This is a genomic window from Vibrio sp. R78045 (assembly GCF_042466085.1).
Classification (GTDB): domain Bacteria; phylum Pseudomonadota; class Gammaproteobacteria; order Enterobacterales; family Vibrionaceae; genus Vibrio; species Vibrio cyclitrophicus.
The window spans coordinates 557,406-578,908 of record NZ_JAXHBS010000013.1 but is presented as its reverse complement, the minus strand read 5'-3'; the positions used below and the strand labels follow the sequence as shown (position 1 = coordinate 578,908).

The 21,503-nt window shown below is 42.5% G+C and carries 18 protein-coding genes; 10 read left to right on the top strand and 8 right to left on the bottom strand.

The window, feature by feature from the left end; all coding sequences use genetic code 11:
- Positions 1 to 62: 62 nt before the first annotated feature.
- The 6 genes from SJY39_RS13175 (at position 63) to aroG (ending at position 6,705) form a co-directional block, all read left to right on the top strand.
- A complete protein-coding gene (locus tag SJY39_RS13175) occupies positions 63 to 416 on the top strand; it encodes a hypothetical protein (RefSeq protein ID WP_010428699.1) in 354 nt (117 codons plus the stop codon).
- 99 nt (positions 417 to 515) lie between these two features.
- Positions 516 to 1,187 (top strand): DUF3313 domain-containing protein, encoded by a 672-nt coding sequence (locus tag SJY39_RS13170; RefSeq protein WP_016788892.1) that lies wholly within the window; start codon positions 516 to 518, stop codon positions 1,185 to 1,187.
- 12 nt (positions 1,188 to 1,199) lie between these two features.
- Entirely contained in the window at positions 1,200 to 1,430 is a 231-nt protein-coding gene (locus SJY39_RS13165; RefSeq protein ID WP_010428703.1) for a DUF3820 family protein, read from the top strand.
- A 430-nt stretch (positions 1,431 to 1,860) separates the two neighbouring features.
- A complete protein-coding gene (locus SJY39_RS13160) occupies positions 1,861 to 2,898 on the top strand; it encodes a spermidine/putrescine ABC transporter substrate-binding protein (protein ID WP_010428706.1) in 1,038 nt (345 codons plus the stop codon).
- Positions 2,899 to 2,908: 10 nt separating this feature from the next.
- Entirely contained in the window at positions 2,909 to 5,299 is a 2,391-nt protein-coding gene (locus SJY39_RS13155; protein WP_016796953.1) for a bifunctional diguanylate cyclase/phosphodiesterase, read from the top strand.
- A gap of 353 nt (positions 5,300 to 5,652) precedes the next feature.
- Positions 5,653 to 6,705 (top strand): 3-deoxy-7-phosphoheptulonate synthase AroG, encoded by a 1,053-nt coding sequence (gene aroG, locus SJY39_RS13150; protein WP_016767690.1) that lies wholly within the window; start codon positions 5,653 to 5,655, stop codon positions 6,703 to 6,705.
- 117 nt (positions 6,706 to 6,822) lie between these two features.
- Here the strand turns inward: aroG and SJY39_RS13145 are convergent, their stop codons facing one another.
- The 3 genes from SJY39_RS13145 to SJY39_RS13135 form a co-directional block, all read right to left on the bottom strand.
- Positions 6,823 to 8,247 carry a phosphomannomutase/phosphoglucomutase gene (locus SJY39_RS13145; protein WP_016789428.1) on the bottom strand — a complete coding sequence of 475 codons (1,425 nt, stop codon included), beginning with the start codon at positions 8,245 to 8,247 and terminating at the stop codon, positions 6,823 to 6,825.
- 15 nt (positions 8,248 to 8,262) lie between these two features.
- The gene (locus SJY39_RS13140) at positions 8,263 to 9,810 is read right to left on the bottom strand and encodes a mannose-1-phosphate guanylyltransferase/mannose-6-phosphate isomerase (protein ID WP_016796951.1); all 1,548 of its coding nucleotides are present in this window, start codon (positions 9,808 to 9,810) and stop codon (positions 8,263 to 8,265) included.
- Positions 9,811 to 9,905: 95 nt separating this feature from the next.
- A complete protein-coding gene (locus tag SJY39_RS13135; RefSeq protein ID WP_016796950.1) occupies positions 9,906 to 11,018 on the bottom strand; it encodes a mechanosensitive ion channel family protein in 1,113 nt (370 codons plus the stop codon).
- Positions 11,019 to 11,202: 184 nt separating this feature from the next.
- Between SJY39_RS13135 and SJY39_RS13130 the strand changes: the two genes are divergently transcribed.
- Entirely contained in the window at positions 11,203 to 11,862 is a 660-nt protein-coding gene (locus SJY39_RS13130; RefSeq protein WP_010428726.1) for a TrkA family potassium uptake protein, read from the top strand.
- 9 nt (positions 11,863 to 11,871) lie between these two features.
- A complete protein-coding gene (locus tag SJY39_RS13125) occupies positions 11,872 to 13,239 on the top strand; it encodes a TrkH family potassium uptake protein (protein WP_010428729.1) in 1,368 nt (455 codons plus the stop codon).
- Positions 13,240 to 13,335: 96 nt separating this feature from the next.
- Here SJY39_RS13125 and msrB read toward each other — a convergent pair whose 3' ends face one another.
- Entirely contained in the window at positions 13,336 to 14,478 is a 1,143-nt protein-coding gene (gene msrB / locus SJY39_RS13120; RefSeq protein WP_022570982.1) for a peptide-methionine (R)-S-oxide reductase MsrB, read from the bottom strand.
- Between the two features lie 196 nt (positions 14,479 to 14,674).
- Between msrB and SJY39_RS13115 the strand changes: the two genes are divergently transcribed.
- On the top strand, positions 14,675 to 15,073 hold the full coding sequence (locus tag SJY39_RS13115) for an OsmC family protein (RefSeq protein ID WP_010428733.1): 399 nt from the start codon (positions 14,675 to 14,677) through the stop codon (positions 15,071 to 15,073).
- 139 nt (positions 15,074 to 15,212) lie between these two features.
- On the opposite strand, the gene SJY39_RS13110 is transcribed toward SJY39_RS13115, so the two are convergent.
- The 4 genes from SJY39_RS13110 to phnW form a co-directional block, all read right to left on the bottom strand.
- A complete protein-coding gene (locus tag SJY39_RS13110) occupies positions 15,213 to 16,277 on the bottom strand; it encodes an OmpA family protein (RefSeq protein WP_016788896.1) in 1,065 nt (354 codons plus the stop codon).
- A gap of 329 nt (positions 16,278 to 16,606) precedes the next feature.
- Positions 16,607 to 17,425 carry a phosphonoacetaldehyde hydrolase gene (gene phnX / locus SJY39_RS13105; RefSeq protein ID WP_016769144.1) on the bottom strand — a complete coding sequence of 273 codons (819 nt, stop codon included), beginning with the start codon at positions 17,423 to 17,425 and terminating at the stop codon, positions 16,607 to 16,609.
- A gap of 127 nt (positions 17,426 to 17,552) precedes the next feature.
- The gene (locus SJY39_RS13100) at positions 17,553 to 18,974 is read right to left on the bottom strand and encodes an aspartate aminotransferase family protein (RefSeq protein WP_016788897.1); all 1,422 of its coding nucleotides are present in this window, start codon (positions 18,972 to 18,974) and stop codon (positions 17,553 to 17,555) included.
- The gene (gene phnW / locus SJY39_RS13095; protein WP_016796948.1) at positions 18,974 to 20,077 is read right to left on the bottom strand and encodes a 2-aminoethylphosphonate--pyruvate transaminase; all 1,104 of its coding nucleotides are present in this window, start codon (positions 20,075 to 20,077) and stop codon (positions 18,974 to 18,976) included. The genes SJY39_RS13100 and phnW overlap by 1 nt, the downstream gene beginning before the upstream one ends.
- Positions 20,078 to 20,400: 323 nt before the next feature.
- On the opposite strand from phnW, the gene SJY39_RS13090 reads away from it, so the two are divergent.
- Complete coding sequence (locus tag SJY39_RS13090) at positions 20,401 to 21,411, top strand: putative 2-aminoethylphosphonate ABC transporter substrate-binding protein (protein ID WP_032546076.1); 1,011 nt, start codon at positions 20,401 to 20,403, stop codon at positions 21,409 to 21,411.
- Positions 21,412 to 21,503: the final 92 nt, after the last annotated feature.

The window sequence follows — 21,503 nt, the reverse complement described above, 5'->3', positions numbered from 1 at the left end:
TGACATGTTATGTATGAAAAACCGGACAATTGATTGACATGAATTATATAAAGGAACCGGTAATGGAATTCACTGAGCAAGATAGAGATGCGTTATATCAAACGTGGATGTCACAAAAATCGCGCATGAGAATTACGCAAATGGAGTTTTCAAAGAAGCTAGGAATGAACCAACTTGATTTCTCAAGAGTGCTAAGAGGGGAAACGGCACTAACCATGTCCTTCATTAGCCATTTCTGCCGCTTACTTCATTTAGAACCTAGAAATGTGTTCCCTTCGTTGAAAGAAGCGAATAATTCAGGGCCTAAAGTAGTCTATCTGAAAAGTCGTATGAGTGTTGATGGTGAGATTCAAAATGCTTACATCGAAGGTAATCAAGTGATAGTAGAGTATGCCCACACTGTTCAGCGAGACTAATTTTAGATCTAGCTCTGAGTTTTAAATCCTTTTTCTACAATATTTTCTCTTAGGGTATGGCATACTTATGTCGAGTGTTAAATTTAACCTAAGTGCGCTATGAACCCTTCAAAACTTCTTGTGCTTGTCGCAACCAGCATTTTCTTGTTTGGTTGTGCAGGCGGTCCGATTATAACCGAAACCAAATTCACCACCTACGAAGACTTTCAGCCTGGTCCTGATAGCGGTGTCGATTTAGTTTGGGCAAGGATTGGACTACGTGACGCCCAACGATTGAAATCCAAATTAAACTCTTATGATTCTGTGGTGATCGACCAAATTTTTGTTCTTGCAGAAGAAGGGACACTAGATCCGGAAGAGATCGAAGAGCTCATTGATCATATGGTGAGCTGTTTGGAGGCGAAGATATCGCCTCATAAAGCGATTGTTGGTGAACCTACGGGTAAAACACTACGTTTAAGTATTGCCTTGAGTAACGTTGAAACCCCAAATCCTATCTTAGCTGTGACAAGTAGTGTTTTGCCATTCGGCCTCGCTATGTCTACGATATCCAAGGTGACAACGGGTGAGCACACCAATGTTGGAAGCGCGAGTGTTGAACTCCTGGTGAGCGATGCACAAGATGGCACACCATTGTTTGCAGCAATAGACCGTGAAGCAGGCAATAAAGATTTTTCGACGATGATTGACTCTTTGGACGATGCCAAAGATGCGATCAACTACTGGATTGAACGTTTAGGTGATACTCTACAGAATATCGACGACGCATAGAAAGAGCACGTAATGCTAGAGAAAGAGAACCTGATTAAGTTAGCTAGAATGCAAATGCCATTTGGCAAATACGCTGGCCGCGCATTGATTGACTTACCTGAAGAATATTTGCTCTGGTTTGATAAGAAAGGCTTCCCGTCTGGCGAGTTGGGCGACTTATTAAAACTGTGCCTTGCTTTGAAAATTGAAGGGCTTGATAGTGTCGTCAAGCCTCTAAAATACCACTTCCCTGAAGATCTATAATTATGGCTGCGTCTAAGCTCTTAAACAAAAGAAAGGTTTAAGGGGGAAGATGCATATTAATGGAAATGCCTTAATCGTTCTTTCAACGAATACAAACGACCTATAGCAAATGAAACTTATCAGGAGCTTGGCAGATATGCATTCAGTAGAGAACACATTAAAAATGAATTGGATCTGGTGTTGATCACCGTTTCTACTATGCACGTAACGCGGATGATTATATTATTCCCCCCCTTTGAACAAGCCCATACATTACCCTATCAACTCTCTACCTAACCATAATCTATTGCAAGTCAATTATTTGTTCAAAATCTAATATAGATCTTGAATCCATATCATGTAAGAAGGCAAACTACGCGTGTAATTATTATAAATACTAGAGTCAACGTCATAATTGGACTCCATAGAAATAAGTAGTAATAGGTATCTGATGCGTTTTTTAACTTGCTTTGCTTTAACTTGTTCTATTCTTTTTTCAGTTCAGAGTTTTGCTGAAGAGATCAAGATTTTCACTTGGGAAGACTATATCTCTGATACCGTGATAGAAAAGTTCGAAAAGCAATATGGACATACCGTATCTCAGGTCTATTTTGAAAGTGAAATGCTGCGAGATGTTGTGGTGTATTCTGGGAAAGCTCTAGCCTACGACTTGTTTATCATTGATGGGCTAACCATTGATGAGCTGGGCAGAGAAGGTATTTTAGGGGATTTGTCCAATGTTCTGGAGGGAGATAATTCATATTTCACCGATATATCTCGCGGAGTATGTGGGTCGTACGGTATTCCATATTCTAACGGTACAATGGGGGTCGCATTTCGCTCTTCAAAGGCTACCGAAGGGATAACCTCTTGGATGGATGTTTTCGATTACGCATTACAGAATCCCCAGACCGTCGTGATCCCCGATGATGATGTGGACACCATAGCAATCGCATTATTGGCGTTAGGGTTTGATCCTATGACCGAAAATGAAGTTGAACTAGCCCAAGCGTACAAACTATTGATGAAGGTCCGTGATCAGCTATTAGTAATGAGAGCCGGTACTGGCTATGCTCTAGATAAAAGATCTGCTTCTAAAATGGAAGTTACCGTTATCTACTCAGGAGAAAAAGAACAAATTGCGTCGTATACAGAGCAAGATGATTGGACCTACACGATTCCTCAAGAAGGAACTCTGATGTGGCATGAATGCTTCAGTGTTCATAAAGAAAAGCCTGTTAGTAAGGCGTCAATTGAGTTTCTCAACTTTATTAATTCACCAGAGATAGCAGCAGTAAATGCCGAGGAGATGTGGTTCGCAAGCTCGAATAGACACGTATTGGATTTCGCAACTGATGAGTATCTGCAAGATGAAGAGTTGTTCCCAATGGCATTAGATAACACTTCATCGTTTACCTATAAAACATTGAGTAAAGAAGCTTCAGATCTGAGAAGTCAAATACTCACTGTTATTCATAACCAAAAATAAAAGACAGAAAATGAAACTGTCGCTAAAGATCAATTATATTTTGCTTCCCGTTATGGTGGTTATCTTCTCCATCGCCGGTGTGTTTTCGTATACCAGTCAAAAAATGCATCTGAATTCGTCGCTATCTGAAAAATTACATAACGAGCTTGGTTATATCTCTCATGACCTTAATGAAGCGTTTAGAGAGTTAGATTTCGCAATTAGAATGAGTCTAGAGAGCTACTATATTCAAAAGTATCTTTTTGAAATATATGATGACACCACTCAGTATTACATGGAGAAAGAGTTAGCGAGGTATATTAATCAGTTGAAGCTCAACCACGGTGCGATCGAAAGCTTTGCTCTGGTGGATATTAATGGCGAAGAGCTTATATACTTTAATACGTCAGATCCATTTAAAAAATACTCTGCTGATACGGTTGTGACGGACCACCTTGCTACGATTAAACAAGCATTAGATTTGAAAGGTGTTGCTCGCGTTAACGCCTCTACTTACAAACTAGACGACGGGGTTGAAGGCCCTGAGTTTTTTATCATAAAGACATTTACACCCGAACAAAGTTTTACTATCCCAACTTTTTCTAAAGGCCAGACGTTACTAACAGCAGTGATTCGCGCTAAAGCGGGCCACTATGACGAATTCCAAGAGTCGGTAAAAAGTAAGGTTGGTCCATATGCCCAGCTAATACTTAAACCTAATTCTACCTCGCATTCGCTGACGAACGCAGAACAGATAAAAGAGATTACCCAGCCAGACTATGAATTTGGTTTTCAATTAGAGCATGACTTATGGTCTATTAAAATTTGTCTCCCCCAAGAACAACTCAATGAGTGGTATAAACCCTTTCAGCTTCTTTATGCCGTTATTGTATTGTTAGTCACTGTGGTTACTTTCTTAATACTAAAATGGCTTATCGTAAAACAGGTTATTAAGCCAGTAGAGAGGCTTAGTGAGCAAGTAGAGTCCGTAAATTATGATGATTTGGTCTACATAGAACGTTCTAAAAGTAACGACGAAGTCTCCATCCTTACTAATAAGTTTATTAACTTGATCACTGAGCTCGATGGATTAGCAAAAAAAGATTCTCTGACGGGCTTACCAAATAGAAAAAAATTCAATCTAGATATCACACGAATAATGAATAACTGCACTAAAACGGATAAAAAGGGCGCGGTTATTTACTTTGATATCGATAACTTTAAACACGTGAATGACAAATATGGGCATCATATAGGGGACCACTTACTCGTCGTGTTTGCAGAGCGCCTCGTCGAGAGCTTTGTTGATTTTGAGTGGGAAACACTAACTATATCTGATGTTGAGTTTGCGAGGTTATCAGGTGATGAGTTTTCCATCATCGTGGGAGGGTTGGACGACTTAAATATACTTACTGAGTTTGCTGATCGAATTCTATCTCTCTTTGAGAGCGGCTTCGAAGTGGATGGGATTCAATTTGATGTTGGTGTTAGTGTGGGTATTTCGGTATACCCTGATGATGCTAAAACGGTCACCAAATTGGTCAACAATGCAGATTCAGCGATGTATAGTTGCAAAAAGATTGCGGGAAAAAATCATTATCAATTCTATTCAAAGGAGATGGATAGGGAGATAAAGCGTCATGCTCAAATCAATGAAGATCTGAAAGAGGCGATTAGAACTAATCAGATGTATCTAACCTATATGCCTGTTTATGATATAGAAAAGGGCAAGATAAAAGGTGCTGAAGTTTTAATACGAACGAACTACGAGGCTTTACGGTCATATGGGCCAGCCGATTTTATACCAATAGCAGAATCGTCAGGCTTAATTAAACATATTGATTATTGGGTTTTAGAGAATGCTCTGCAGAGGCTATCAGTTTGGATACAAGACCTGGACTTCGATGGTACGTTAGCGATTAACTTCTCATCTTGGCAGCTTTCTAATTCCGACTTTGTCAATGTACTTTCTGGAATGCTAATGCGCTATGAAATTCCAGCCCACATGGTCGAAATGGAAATCACTGAAACCTGCTTTATACCTGGAGATAAACAGAACATCGAGAGGCTTAAGGAATTGAAAGAGCTAGGAGTAAAGGTTTCTCTCGACGATTTTGGTACTGGCTATACGGCCTTTAGTCAATTGATAAGTTACCCTATCGATACGCTTAAGATCGACCGTATGTTTGTTAACGCTATTGATTCTGAATCAACAGATAAACAGCTCATCGAAGTGATCATCGAAATGGCCAAAATTTATGATCTCAATATCATTGCAGAGGGCATAGAAACAGCAAGTCAGCTGGATTACGTTCGAAGCAAAGGGTGTCAGGCAGTACAAGGATTTTTACTATCCAAACCTTTAAGAGAAAATGATTTTATCGATGCGTGGAAAAGAGGGTCTTTGCCTGAGTACAGTTAGAGATCCGACACTATAAAATCATACTGGTTTTGAGTTTTGGAATGATACATCGCTTTTCCTGCTTTCTCGGTGACGTTAGGCTGCTCCTTATCAAGCGATGCAGGTCTATTACATACATGCAGAATAGATGCTCTTCCTTCCCTATAAATTACGCAATCGATAGCGTGTAAATAATGTTGTACAGGGTGTTTTAAATATAAAACACAAAAAAAATTGCGTTTATTTTCAATTAGTGATTGAAACTAGAGTTTTTACTAGTTAAGTTACAGGGAACAAGAAGATTAGTGCTGATAGAAAGTTACGTGAGACAACGTACATTCAGCTCAAGGATAGAAAAAAGGAAGAAGTAAGCAATGTTCCAGACTGATGATGTAAGAATTAACAAAGTAAAAGAGTTATTACCACCTGTTGCTGTTTTAGAAAAGTTTCCAGCGACAGAAATTGCTTCTTCTACAACCTTTGAAAGCCGTAAAGCGATTCACAATATTTTAGAAGACAGCGATGATCGCTTACTTGTTATCGTAGGCCCATGTTCTATTCATGACACAGAAGCGGCACTTGAATACGGTAAACGTTTGAAAGTACTGCGTGATGAACTAGGCGATAAGCTTGAAATCGTAATGCGTGTTTACTTTGAAAAACCACGTACAACTGTTGGTTGGAAAGGGCTAATTAATGACCCGTACATGGATGATACATTCAAACTAAACGATGGTCTTCGTTTAGGGCGTAAACTACTGCTTGATCTAACCGATCTTGGCATGCCAACGGCAAGTGAATTCCTAGATATGATTACGCCTCAATATGTGGCTGATCTAATTAGCTGGGGCGCAATTGGCGCACGTACGACTGAATCTCAAGTTCACCGTGAACTAGCTTCTGGTCTGTCTTGTCCAGTTGGTTTTAAGAATGGTACTGATGGCAACATCAAGATCGCAACAGATGCGATTCGTTCGGCAGGTGCTTCTCACCACTTTTTATCAGTGACTAAGTATGGTCATTCAGCTATCGTTGAAACGGCAGGTAACCCTGATTGTCATATCATTCTGCGTGGCGGTAAAGAGCCAAACTACAGTGCTGAGCATGTAGGTAAGATCAAAGCGGAACTGGCGGCGTCTGGTCTACCACAAAAAGTAATGATTGATTTTAGCCACGCAAACAGCTCTAAGCAGTTCAAACGTCAAATGAACGTATCTGACGATGTAAGTGCACAGGTTGCTGGCGGAGACAAAGCAATTTTCGGTGTGATGATTGAGTCTCACCTAGTTGAAGGTCGTCAAGATTTGGTTGATGGCAAGGCGGCAACATACGGTCAGTCTATTACCGATGCTTGTATTGGCTGGGAAGATACTGAAACAGTACTTCGTCAACTAGCAGACGCTGTTGAAGCGCGTCGTAATAAATAGAATAGCCACCGAAAGGTAGCTTAGACATAAAAAGCCCTCATTAGCGAAAACTAATGAGGGCTTTTTATGTGGGTTACACCGCTTAGGTTAGGCTCTAGGTTTGGGGGGTAAGCTCGTTTATACGAGAAAAGACAGTAGCTCTTTTACTTTGTCTGATAATAAAGTTGGATTTTGCTTGGTCTCTACATTGAGACGTATTAATGGCTCTGTATTCGATTGTCTTAAATTGAAGCGCCACGATCCCATATCCATACTAAGACCATCGACGTAATCGATCGAAACGGCGCAGTCTTGGTAGTATGCTAATACCGAAGCTATGACTAGATCTGGGTTGGATACTTTTCGATTTATCTCCCCAGATGACGGGAATTTACTAATACTGACACTAGTCAATTGATAAAGGGACTGTTGAGTTTTCGAGACCAGTTCGATAACTAATAGCCAAGGTATCATTCCTGAATCACAGTAACCAAAATCACGGAAATAATGGTGAGCACTCATTTCTCCGCCATAAATAGCGTTGGTTTGCCGCATTTTTTCTTTTATCAGTGCGTGTCCAGCTTTAACTGCAATAGCGTTTCCATCAAGTTGCTTGGCGACTTCAATCGTGTTCCATGTCATACGCATGTCGTGCAATACGGTTGCGTTACGCTCCTTCATTAAGAATGCTTCAGCTAACAAACCAACAATATAATAACCCTCAATGTAATTGCCTTTTTCGTCAAAGAAAAAACAACGGTCGAAATCGCCATCCCACGCAATTCCTAGATCTGCGGAATGTTCTAAGACTGCATTTCGAGTCGCTGTTTGATTTTCTTTAATCAATGGGTTGGGAATGCCATTTGGGAATTTTCCATCAGGTGTATGTTGAACCTTGATAAAAGTAATAGGGGTATCGAGTGCAGTAAAGCGGTCTTCTAAAGCATCTATTATATGCCCGGCAACGCCGTTTCCTGCGTTCACCACAATTTTCATTGGTAACAGTTTAGAAGGAGCTATATATGAAAGCAGGTGGTCGATATAAGGTTGTAAAGTAGATAGATGTTCAGCATCGGCGTGCTGAGCCACGGTTGGGTTATCGCAAAGGTTAACTAGCTTAGACTCGAGATTGAGAATTCGCTGCTTTATCTCATTCAAACCGCTATGTTTACTGAGCGGACTGGCACCTACGCCTACCAATTTCATTCCGTTGTAATTGATTGGGTTATGGCTGGCTGTGATTTGTATTCCGCCAATCGCTTTTAGGTGACGAGTCGCAAAGTAGACTTCTTCAGTGCCAGTCATACCTAGGTCTATGACGGCTATCCCAGACTCGATTAAGCCTTTGGTCATGGCTTCTTGTAATGAAGGGGACGTTTCTCGGTTATCACGACCAATCACCACTTGAGCTAAGCCATCGAATGATGTCTCAGGTGTCGTGGATAGGGTGTATTCGCCAAATGCCTTGCCGAGCAAATAGGCGAACGGCTCACTGATTTGAGATCCGATGATGCCACGAATATCGTTGTTCTTAAAGCAACTGAGATCTAATGTTGGTTTCATTATGCAGTCGTCACTTTATTCCGTGGTGCTTTTAGATTGATGGTCGTCTAAAACTTCTCGTCCATAGCTGTCTTGATATCGGATGATATCGTCTTCACTCAAGTGACTCCCTGTTTGTACTTCAATCATCTCGAGTGGGAGCCTCCCTGGATTCTCTAGGCTGTGAATATGACCTAAAGGGATGTAAGTGGAGTGATCTTCTTCGATTAAATACGTTTTGTCGTTATTGGTTACTTTTGCAGTACCTGCCACCACCACCCAATGCTCAGCTCTGTGATGATGCCTTTGTAGCGAAAGCTTATGGCCAGGCTTCACGGTAATACGCTTCACTTTGTCGCGCTTTCCTAAATCAACAACATCGTATTTCCCCCAAGGCCTAAATACCTCTCGGTGTTGAAGATGCTCTGTTCGACCAGCTTGGTGGAGTTGGTTTACTATCGATCTAACACCCTGGACTTTGTTCTTATCAGCAACCAGTATGGCGTCTTTGGTTTCTACAATGATAAGGTTATCAACCCCCACAGTCGCCACCAGTTTATTCTCAGAATGAATGTAGTTGTACTGAGAGTCGACGGTTAACACATCACCTTCAATGACGTTGTTATGTTCATCTTTATCGCTTACGTCCCAAATAGCAGACCATGAGCCGATATCATTCCAACCGACGTCCATTGGGATCACTGCAGCGTGTGAAGTTTTTTCCATCACCGCATAATCGATGGAATCGCTTGGGCTATGTTTGAATGCTTCGGCATCGATACGAATAAAGTCGAGGTCGGTATTTTGCTTTGCAAGAGCTCGCTTGCAGGCTGTTAAAATTCTTGGGTGATGTTCGGCTAGTTCTTCAAGATAGCGTGACGCCTTGAACATAAACATGCCGCTGTTCCACAAGTATTGCTCAGAGCTAACGTAACTTTCTGCTGTTGATTTATCTGGTTTTTCAATAAAGCACTCAATGGTATAAGCATGATGGACGGGTTGTTCTGTAGTTTTGTTGTCTGTCGCTGTAGTGCTGTTGTTTGCCTGGTTAATAGAGGAAATAGGCAGACCCTGCTTGATATAACCATAACCTGTCTCAGGGGAGCTAGGAGTAATGCCGAATGTGACCAGTTTGCCTTGTTCGGCATACTCGACACCACGACTCACGGCTTGTTGAAACTCCAATGTTTTAACGATGTGATGATCGGCAGCCAATACTAACAAGATCGGGTCAGAATCATTTGTTCTGTTATCTGTCGAATTACCTAAAGCTTGTAAGGCTGCTAATGCGATCGCGGGAGCCGTGTTTCTTCCAACGGGTTCCAACAGAATACCACTGTGTTGAAGCTCTGCCGATCGTACTTGTTCGGCAGCGATAAAACGATGTTCTTCATTGCAGATGATGAAAGGGGCATCACAATTAGTATCAACAACAAATTTTTCTAGACCACGTAAGCGTTGCAGTGTTTGTTGCAACATTGAATGCTCACCAGCAATACTTAGAAATTGCTTAGGGTAGAGTTCGCGAGATAATGGCCAGAGGCGACTACCAGAGCCGCCAGCTAAGATGACAGGTAAAATCATAAAGTGGTAATGAGTTATATAGGACTACTACCACCATGTTATCACGCCTTACACATCTTTTTTATCGACCTTGGCTATCTATTAGTCTCAGGGTGTTAATTACTAAGATCTTGAGAGCGACTAATGTCTTGACAGCGATCAATGTCTTGAGAGTCAATCTTAAGTGTCTGAGTTGGGAATGCAATATCGGCATCGTGCTTATGAATAATATCTAATACCTGTAACAGCACATCCTGTTTAACTTTGTGGTACCTCACCCAGTTGACGGTTTTTGTAAAAGTGTAAATAAAGAAGTTTAGCGTTGATGGCCCAAACTTATCAAAGTTGACGATGAGTGTTTGCTTGGCATCGATATCTTTGTGGTTTTCAAGCATGGTTTTTACGTCATCAACAATGAGGGCGAGTTTGTCTGCATCTTGATAACGAAGTCCAAAGGTCTCATTGATTCTGCGGTTTAGCATTCTCGATGGGTTCTCTACTACAATACTGCTGAATACTGAGTTTGGAACATAAAGAGGACGCTTATCAAAAGTGCGAATTATCGTCATACGCCAGCCAATGCGTTCTACGGTTCCTTCAATTTGACGGTCGGGAGAGCGTATCCAATCGCCGACTTTAAACGGTCGGTCGAAGTAAATCATCATGCCGCCAAAGAAGTTAGATAGTAGATCTTTCGCAGCCAGGCCGACAATTAAACCACCGACACCACCAAAGGTGAGTAAACCAGATAGGCTGAGCCCAAACGCCTGCATGATAGTTAGGCCACCCATCACCATGAAGAACAGCCGAGCGACCTTCGCGATAGCTTGAACTGTGGTTTCATCTCTGTTTTTTTGCTCTAAAACATACGCTTCAGAGTTGCTGATCATCCGTAATGTAAACCATACAAATGTACATATAATCAATATATGCTTAAGTGTTTTTAACCAGTTGATCTCATTACCAAATTGATCTTGAAGGACTAAGCCGATAGAGACAGTTGCAGGCCAACACCAAAGTAACGTGCTGACAGGTGCTTTTAGTGCTTCAAGTAATAGATCATCCCAATGAAATTGGGTCTTCTGAACCAGTAGTTCTAGACGGTTATGGATAAGTCGCCAAGCTACCCAAGCGAAAAAACTCGCAATGGTGATAAATAGAACACTATTTGCCCAATCACTATGGCTCTGGTTGATGTAGGTTTGAACTTGGGTTACGAATTCATTCATTGTGTGTACTGCCGCAGAAATTATGGGTTAGAAATTAGCAGAAATCACTTTTGTTCTCTACCTTTATAAATCAAGCGATTAGCTGACATTTTTATTTATCTATGCATATATAGTCGTTTTTCGGTATGAAGACAATTTAGTCATCGGTTTTCGACGTTAAGTAGCTTTTTAAATGGAGCGGTGAATGAGTGACAAACAATTTGCAGTTATTGGATTAGGGCGCTTTGGTCTGTCTGTGTGTAAGGAGCTTCAAGATTCAGGAGCTCAAGTTCTTGCTGTTGATATTGATGAAGAGAAAGTGAAAGAAGCGGCCGCTTTTGTGTCGCAGGGGATTGTTGCTAACTGTGCCAATGAAGAGACTGTGGTTGAGCTTAGATTGGACGACTATGACATGGTCATGGTCTCTATCGGGGCGGATGTTAACTCTAGTATTCTAGCGACACTGGTCGTCAAAGAAGCTGGGGCTAAAACGGTTTGGGTTAAGGCCAATGATAAGTTTCACGGCAAGATTCTCTCTAAGATTGGTGCCGATCATATCATTATGCCAGAGCGAGATATGGGAATACGTGTTGCCCGAAAAATGTTAGACAAACGCGTGCTTGAGTTTATCGACCTGGGCAGTGGACTAGCGATGACAGAAATCGTAATCGGTCATAAATTCTTAGGCAAACGACTTTGCGATTTAAGTCTGTGTAAAGAAACTGATGTACAAGTCTTGGGCTTTAAGCGTGGCCCGAACTTAACCAAAGCGCCATCGTTAGACATCAGTTTGGAAATTGGTGATGTGGTCATTATTGCGGGACCTAAGACGCTGTTGGCTCATAAACTCAAAAACTTATCGTAAGGTGAGTCTATGAATTCGTTAAATCGAAGAGGGCTGTTTTACGCTTTAGAGCAAGATGAAAAGCGCAAGAAAGGTTCTGAACCTAAGGTTATCCTGACGAGCTTTCTCGCGGTGCTTATTCCTTCGGCGATACTACTTACGTTACCTGTTTTCTCTGTGACAGGGCTCAGCTTTACAGATGCACTGTTTACAGCGACGTCAGCGATCAGTGTGACAGGTTTAGGTGTGGTTGATACTGGTGAGCATTTCACTCTATCTGGAAAGATCTTGTTGATGTTTTTGATGCAAGTTGGTGGGTTGGGGCAGATGACGCTGTCTGCGGTATTGCTCTACATGTTTGGTGTTCGGCTAAGTTTGAAACAACAAGCGTTAGCGAAAGAAGCGCTTGGGCAAGATCGTAAGATAAACCTTCGGAAATTGGTGAAGAAGATCATCATTTTTGCATTGGTTGCAGAGTTTATTGGTTTTGTGTTGCTCTGTTTTCGTTGGATTCCTGAAATGGGCTGGACAACGGGAAGTTTTTACGCACTTTTCCATGCGATATCCGCATTCAATAACGCTGGTTTTGCTCTGTTTTCAGACAGTATGATGAGCTTTGTTGACGATCCATTGGTGATCTTCACTCTGGCTGGTCTATTTATTTTTGGTGGTTTAGGTTTTACGGTCGTTGGTGACTTATCTAGTAACTGGCGCAAGGGTTTCAAGCATTTACATTTGCATACCAAGATAATGCTAACGGCGACTCCTACCCTATTGTTAGTTGGTACTGTGTTGTTTTGGTTACTGGAGAGAAGTAACCCTGCAACGATGGAAGGTTTGTCTATCCAAGGTCAGTGGTTAGCGGCGTTTTTCCAGTCTGCGAGTGCACGTACTGCTGGGTTCAATAGTGTCGATTTGTCTCAGTACACTCAGCCCGCATTGTTGGTGATGATAGTACTGATGTTGATAGGTGCAGGCTCTACTTCAACAGGGGGTGGGATTAAGGTCTCGACCTTTGCTGTGGCATTTGTCGCGACGTGGACGTTCCTGCGTCAGAAAAAGCATGTAGTGATGTTCAAACGCACGGTAACTTGGCAAGTGGTAACAAAGTCTTTGGCCATTATTGTGGTCAGCGGAGCGCTATTAACGACCGCGATGTTTTTGTTAATGCTGACTGAAAAGGCGGCGTTTGATCGAGTGATGTTCGAAGTGATCTCTGCTTTTGCTACGGTTGGGTTGACGGCAGGGTTAACGGCTAATCTTTCTGAACCGGGAAAATACATTATGATTGTAGTGATGGTGATTGGACGGATTGGACCTTTGACTTTGGCCTACATGTTAGCTCGCCCAGAGCCTTCTTTGTTGAAATACCCAGAAGATACGGTGTTAACAGGTTAAGTTTGTGGGTTTTACGGTAACTAAAACAAAGCCAGCGATATGCTGGCTTTGATGTTTAATATCTAGCTTTATTTATTAGCTATTAGCTATTAGCTATTAGCCCTCGAATAGTTCTACATATTCTTCGTAGCCTTCGTCTGCCAGTTTGTCCGCTGGGATAAAGCGCATGGCGGCTGAGTTCATACAGTATCGTAGACCCGTTGGCTTTGGACCATCTTTAAATACATGTCCTAGGTGAGAATCACCAAACTTACTGCGAACCTCTGTTCTTGGGTAAAGCAGTTTGTAGTCAGTGGTGGTTACGACATATGCTTCACTGATTGGTTGAGTAAAGCTCGGCCAACCTGTACCAGACTTGTATTTGTCTTTTGAAGAGAATAGCGGCTCACCCGTTACAATATCGACATAAATACCTTCCTGCTTGTTATCCCAGTATTTGTTATCAAACGGACGCTCTGTTGCATCATCCTGTGTCACATCGTACTGCAGTGAGGTTAGCGTTGCTTTAATCTCTGCATCAGACGGCTTAACGTAGGTCTTAGTATTGGTTGTCGTATTTTTGCTGTCTATGAGCTGACGGATAGTTTTCGGGTTTTCTTTTCTATCTTCACCGAAGATCTTATCTAGATACTGATCACGACCCGATGCATAGCGGTAGTAGTTGTAACGAACTTTGCTCTTCTTGTAATAATCTTGGTGATAATCTTCTGCTGGCCAAAATTTTTCAAATTTAATCAGTTCGGTTTTCAATGGCTCTCCAAAGATCTGAGCTTTGTCGATTTCCATCATGAAATTCTGAGCTACGTCTTTTTGCTCTTGGCTACGATAGAAAATAGCAGGTCGATATTGTGGACCTCTATCGACAAATGATCCTTTGTCATCAGTTGGGTCTATGTGTCTGAAGAATTGGTCAAGTACCTGCTCGTAGCTAACGACATCAGGATTATAAGTCACATTAATCACTTCGATGTGCCCTGACTTACCGGATGAGACTTGCTTGTAGGTTGGATTCTCTAATTCGCCACCAGAATATCCAGAGATAACGTCAGTTACGCCTGGTAGTTTTTCTAGATCAGATTCTGTACACCAAAAACAACCTCCGGCCAGTGTTGCTATTTCATTTTTTCCCGAATTGGCCGTTTTATCCATTGTATTGGCAGTGCCAGCTTGGCTCACAAATAGCGAAATCAGTGGCAGGGCAACCACGAGTGATACCAATATTTTAGATAATTTATTCATAAATACCTCATCTTGACGTTCTTTCATTCGATTTTGAATGTACGTATAGAGACAGGTTTTGGATGGAAAAAATTACATCATTTACAAAAAAATATGCCATAGAGAAAATCTTGCTCCTAAATGCCGCCAGTAGTAGGGTGTAGGCATTGATATAAAACACTAGATAATGATGACGTTTGTACATCTAAGGAACAACATGCAAGCAGAAGTTAAATGGGTCGAAGACTTTAAATTCTTGGGTAAGTCTCAATCAGGGCACTCTGTGGTGATGGATGGAAGTGGCGGTGCTACGGCGCCAAGCCCTATGGAAATGGTATTAATGGCCGCAGGTGGTTGTAGCTCTGTTGATGTGGTTGATGGTTTGAAATCTGCAGGTCAGAACATCACAGGTTGTAACGCAAAACTAACAACGACACGTCGTGAAACCGCACCAAAAATCTTTACCGTAATTAATATTCATTTTGAAGTGTCTGGTGATAATCTTACTCCTGAGCTTGTTGCTAAGGTATGTGCAGATTCGTTAGAAAAGTACTGTTCAGTGTGCCTAATGCTGGGTGAGGGCGTAGAAATGACCCACAGTTGGGAAATCGTCTAGTCTTCTGATTGTACCGTTTTGGCGTGAGGCTGATTTTTACGGCTTACAGCTTACGGTTAATGGGCAAAGGTAGATAAAGAAAAGGGCAGAGCACTTTCAAGTACTCTGCCCTTATTATTGCAATTAAGGTAGAGTGCTATTACTCAGCAGCTTCTACGATAACTTCTTCTACTTGTACTTCTTGCTGGTATTCAAAAGCAGGGATAGTTGCGTCAACACGGCGGTTTTGAGCGCGGCCTTCTGCAGTATCGTTTGATGCAATAGGATTCTCTTCACCTTGGCCAGACGCTGAAATGCGGTCTGATTCAATGCCTTGCTCTTCGATGTATGCAGCTACAGCAGCAGCACGTTTCTTAGAGATCATCATGTTGTATTCTGCTGAACCTGTTGAATCGGTGTGACCAACAACATCAACTGATGATTGTGGGTGAGCTTTAAGTACTTCAACGATTGGCATTAGAGCAATTTTTCCGTCTGTAGACAGTTCAGTGCTGTTTGTTTCAAACATACCTTGAGAGAAGCTTTCAGTTTGCGCTTTAGTAACAACTACCGTTGTTTTCTCTTCCACAACAACTGCAGGCTCTGTGATTGGCTCAGATGGTGCTTGTGTTACAGCAACGGCAGAAGCTGCTGCTGCAGATGCCGTTGTGTTGCCTGTACCGAAATTGTAGCTAACACCAACAGACAGTAGGTTTGAGTTCAGATCTTGAACATAGTTGTCGTCGAAATCATCGAAGTATTGGTATTCAGCACGCACCGCCCAATTAGAAGACAGCTGCTTCTCTAGGCCGATACCAGCAGCGAAAACAACATCATCTTCACCACCGTGAGAAATGTAAGCGGGACCCGCTTTGAAGAATACGTCAAACTCTTGCTGTACCGGTAGGCGGTACATTGGAGTTAAGGAAATTGCGATCAAAGGATCGCTAAACGATGATGTAGTGCCATTCTTCGAAAAGCTAGTTTTGTAATCACCTAAGAAATCAGAACTCAACTCAATGCCAAGTCTTTCTGTGAAATTATAACCAGAGTAGATACCAGCACCAATTGCATCATCATCACATTTAGTACCGCTTACACACGCGCTGTCTAACCAGCCTAGGCCGACTTTTGCACCAACATAAGTGGTTGCAGCAATTGAAGGAGCAGCAGCTAAGCCTGAAGCGGCAACAACAGCACACATGATTTTTGACAGTCTTTTCATAATCTTATCCTTGGATTAACTATTATTGTTATCTGAACTTGCCAGTAAAACGATCACTTATTAGTTGATGACACTGCTTATAATAAGTAAATCAAGGCGTTGGTCCAGCTGGATCTATTTTTTACTTAGTACTTATATTGTTAATCTGATTGCGTATCGTAGTCAATGAAATTGTTAAAAATTATATATTTAAAGTGCTATTTACTGTTTTATTTGTCAATAGTATGTTGTCTCAAATGTTGGAAATGAAGAAACCTCGTGCCATTGTTCGGTTCTCGAGGTTTAATTTTTACTTTTTGTGTGTATTTACTGCTCGTGTTTTATAAATTTTATGGGCGTTCGCCGGCGAGTAAACGCTTCTCTATATCGGCAATTGCACCAGGTAAGTCTGTAATAGTATCAATCAGGTAGTGAGGGTTTGATTTGTTTAGCTTCACGCTCGCTTTTTCACGTGCCAATGCAAGTGTTGCTTCGTCTGCGTCTAAGTATTCTTGGTACGTCAATCCAGCCTCGTTACCTGATAGTACAAGGCCTACTGTCCACATACCTGCATTGTGACCTTCATCGATCCCCGGTGCAGCGTCGTCTACTTTCACACATGCAGCAACGCTAGTTACACCTAGATCAATGACGTTTTTAAGCGCCATGAATGGAGCCGGACGGCCACCTTGCGGTAAGTCATCCGTTGCTACTACATTGTCTGGTTGGTAACCGTAATCTGCAGCAGCAGGAATTAAAACATCCATCACTTCGCGCGGATAACCTGAGCAAGAACCGATTTTTACGTTCTTCTCCTTTAGGTTATTCACAACCTCTATTGCATTCAAGATTGGTTCGGCATGGTCGGCTACTTTTGCTTTCTGAAGAGGCATGAATGCCGCGTAGATCGCATCAACGTCTTCACTGGTCATCGAGCGTCCGAACTGAGCATTCCAACGAGCGTCAACAGCTGGAATTCGACCGACCGCTTGGATATGATCCCATTTGCCGATCCCCATAGGTTCACGCGCTTCTGCTAGGTCTATATCAAAGTCAAAACCTTGTCTGAATGCTTCAACGAAGATGCTTGTTGGAGCAAACGATCCAAAATCAACGATAGTGCCAGCCCAGTCAAAGATAACCGCTTGGATAGGTGATGTAGTGTTCATAATAATGTCCTATTGTGTGTCACTTCCCGCCTGTTTAAAATTCAAAGGTTCAGTCGGGAGGTTACGGGTTGCTTTAGGTTATTGGTTGCTTGAAATTATTGCTTCAAGACGTGCTTTAAAAGGTGATTCAAAGGTATTCAAAGTCTTTGCAGACTTTTGCTATCGCTTTTTCGAATACAGACATCGCGACTTCTAGTTCGCTGCGGCTGATGATCAATGGTGGGCTCAATTGAATCACGTTACCTTGTGACACCTTGAAGCTCAGACCATCGTTTAGACATTGGTAAAGTACTGCTTCCGCTTCATCGAACGCTCGGGTTTTGGTGATATGATCTGTGACCAATTCCACCCCCCAGAGCAGGCCGATGCCGCGAACGTCACCAATGACTGGGTACTTCTCTTTCATTTGAAGCAGCTGTTCACGTACGAATTCGCTGTCCGCTTGTACTTTTTCAAGTAGGTTTTCTTGTTCAATTACTTCCATGGTTGCGAGTGCTGCCGCGCAGCCAATAGGGCTTTTCTCATGGGTGTAATGACCCAGTGAGACTTGCGCTGCCGTGTTGTATTTATCTTTGGTGACCATGGCTGCAATTGGAACCAAGCCGCCGCCAAAACCTTTACCGATACAAAGAATGTCAGGTTCGATATCAAAAGCTTGGTGTGTAAACCATTCGCCACTGCGACCCATGCCGTTTGGAATGTCGTCGATGATCAACATGACGTTATGCTTATCGCAGATCTCACGGATGCGCTTCCAGTAAGCTTTGCTTGGTACTTGAACATCGGTGTTACGCACTGCTTCGGCAATGAAGGCACCAATGCCACCTTCTTTTTCAATCACATACTCAAGGAAATCGGCGTAGTGCACATCACATGCGGTCTCGTTCGCATCGCCTGGGTTTTGCCCGCGAAGCGAAAAAGCACCACGATAAGAGACCGCTGGTGGGATACGTTCTACGCCAGCCATTAACGGGCCCATACCTTCACGAAAACAGGCTTCACCACCCACTGAAATTGCATCCAGTGACGCACCATGGAACGAGTCCCACAATGAAACGACTTTGAAGTTGTTGGTGACATGTCGAGCCAGTTTGAGTGCCATACCAATAACTGAAGTACCACCTGGAGCAAACAACACACGGTTCAATTCACCACCACAGATCTGCGTGAGTTTTTCAGCGCACTGAACGGCTGTTTCATTGGTGAAGCGACGCGGTGAAAACGGTAATGACGCCATTTGTTGAGTCACTTTATTAATGATGTGTGGGTGGCCGTAGCCCAATTGATGAACATTGTTACCGTGAAAGTCCATGTACTTCTTGCCAGTTGCATCTTGTATGTAGATGCCTTCTGCAGCTTCAAGTGTGTCTAGGCAAGGCGTTGACATCGCTTGATGAAGAAACACGTCAGAATCGCGCTTTAACATCGCTTGAGTCGCATCATCGTTTAGCGACTCATTCCACTTTTCACGCGCTGGCGTGGTGTTCACATCGCCTTCACTTCGAAAGTGTGTTGCCTTCAGAACAGGCTCTTGATTGGTCGTCGTCATTATTTGATGTCCCAGTAAATAGCGTTTTTCACTGCGCCAATGAGGGCTTCAATGTCTGACGGGTAAACTTCACCGATGTTACCGATGCGGAAGCAGTCTGCGTTTGAAACCTTGCCCGGATAAATCACAAAACCTTGTTCTTTCAAACGGTCATAGAATTCCTTGAATTGGTAATCGCTATGAGCTGGAGAGTAGAAAGAGGTGATGATTGGCGAATGAAGGTCATCATTTAGCAAAGGTTCAAAGCCAAGAGAACGCATGCCAGCAACCAATGTGGTTTGGTTGGTTTGGTAGCGATTGTGACGAGCTTCGATACCGCCTTCCTGTTCTAGTTCAAGCAGGGCTTGGTAGAAAGCACGTACCGTGTGAGTCGGAGAGGTGAAGCGCCATTTACCATGGTTGCTTTCCATGCAGTGCCATTGGTCAAACAAATCAAGGCTTAATGAGCGAGCTTGGCCTTTACACTTCTCCAGTTCTGACTGCTTGGCAATAACAAAGCCGAATCCAGGTACACCTTGAATACACTTGTTTGCTGAGCTGATCATGTAATCGATACCCAAGTCAGCAATATCCATAGGAATACCGCCAAAGCTCGACATCGCGTCAAGAATGACGGTTTTGTTGTGTTGTTTTGCCAATTTGGCAATCTCTTCAATTGGATTCAGCATGCCTGTGGTGGTCTCACAGTGCACAATCGCCACGTGAGTAATGTCTGAATCCATGGCCAATACCGTTTCCATTTTGTTCAAGTCAGGCTGTGATGTTTCACCTGGGGAAACGACATGGCATGGAATGTTTAAATATTCTGCGATTTGAGCAATACGAGCACCATACGCACCGTTATCAACAACTAGAAGTTTACCGCTGTTAGAGATAACACTACCAATCGTTGCTTCAACTGAAGCCGTGCCGCTACCTTGCATTAATACGCTTGTGTAGCCCGGTTGCTTGGTGGCTAAAGTCACTAGCTTGCTACGAATCACTTCAACAACGTCTTTGTTGTATTCATCATCCCAAGTACACCAATCTTTTAGCATCGCTTGGCGAACGGTTTCAGAAGTAGATAGAGGGCCCGGTGTCAGTAGTAAGTATTCGTTTCTCATGTTCAATTCTCGTGATTTTTATTTTGGACTATACCAATATTTAAAGCTACTTTAACAACCAATTTAAACGGTCGTAAATAGACAAAACATCATTTTCATAAAAGCTTCATATTCAAATGTGTCACTTGCCTTAAGAAATTTTTCGATCTTGAAACTGCCATTTCTTGTTCATTTAACCGTCACAAAAGTCGATTAGGTTAATACTCGTTATCTGGTACATACCAAGTTAAGTATGTGCTAACAACCTAAATGAATTTATGGATATAGGTGCCTTTTTTAAGGCCTCTAACTTCTAACCTTGGCATTGGGCCTGACTGGAGAAAATGATGAAAAACCGTTTTATGAAAGGATCACTTGCAGCATTAGTTACTCTATTAGCTGGTAATGCTTATGCAGCACAGGAAGTGACGGTTTACACCGCTTTTGAAACTGACATTTTAGCGAAGTACAAAAACGCATTTGAAAGTGAAAACCCAGACATCAACATCAAATGGGTGCGTGATTCTACCGGGATCATGACGGCGAAATTATTGGCTGAGAAAAACAACCCTCGTGCAGAAGTAGTATGGGGTCTTGCGGGTTCTTCTATGGCTTTGCTTAAAGAAGAGGGCATTCTCAAGCCTTACACACCTCAAGGTGTAGAAGCGTTGCGTGCAAACCTTAACGACTCACAATCGACTCAAGCTTGGTATGGTAATGATGCATTCTTCAATGCAGTTTGCTTTAACGAAATAGTTGCTAAGCAATTGAACCTACCGGCACCTAAGTCTTGGGATGACCTAACGAAACCTATCTACAAAGGCCACATTGCTATGCCAAATCCAGCCTCTTCTGGTACGGGTTACATGCAGGTTTCGGCTTGGCTACAAAACATGGGTGAAGACCAAGGTTGGAACTACATGCAGAAGCTAGATCAAAATATTGCTCACTACACGCACTCAGGTTCGAAGCCATGTGTTCAAGCGGGCATGGGTGAAGTGGCTATCGGTATTTCTATGGCGAGCCGTGGCGCTAAGCTGAAAACTCAAGGTGCGCCACTTTCTGTGATTACGCCTGAAGGTATCGGCTGGGAATCTGAAGCGGTAGGTCTTGTTAAGGCTTCTGATGCGGCGCAGCGCGTTGTTGATTGGTCTATCTCTAAAGCCGCAAACGAGCTTTACATCGAAGTGTACCCAGTTGTTGGTCACCAAGATGTGACAGCAACAATTGAAAACTTCCCTAACGTAGAAAAGAACATGGCAAAAATGGACTTTGCACGCATGGGCAGCGAGCGTACAGACGTATTGAAAACATGGTCTGAGAAGTTTGACGCTAAATCAGAGCCTAAATCTTAATCTGATGACCTATTCAGTTAATTAACTATTGAGTTCATTAGAAGTTAGAAATCAGTAAAGGAAGGCTTCGGTCTTCCTTTTTTAGTTTTACG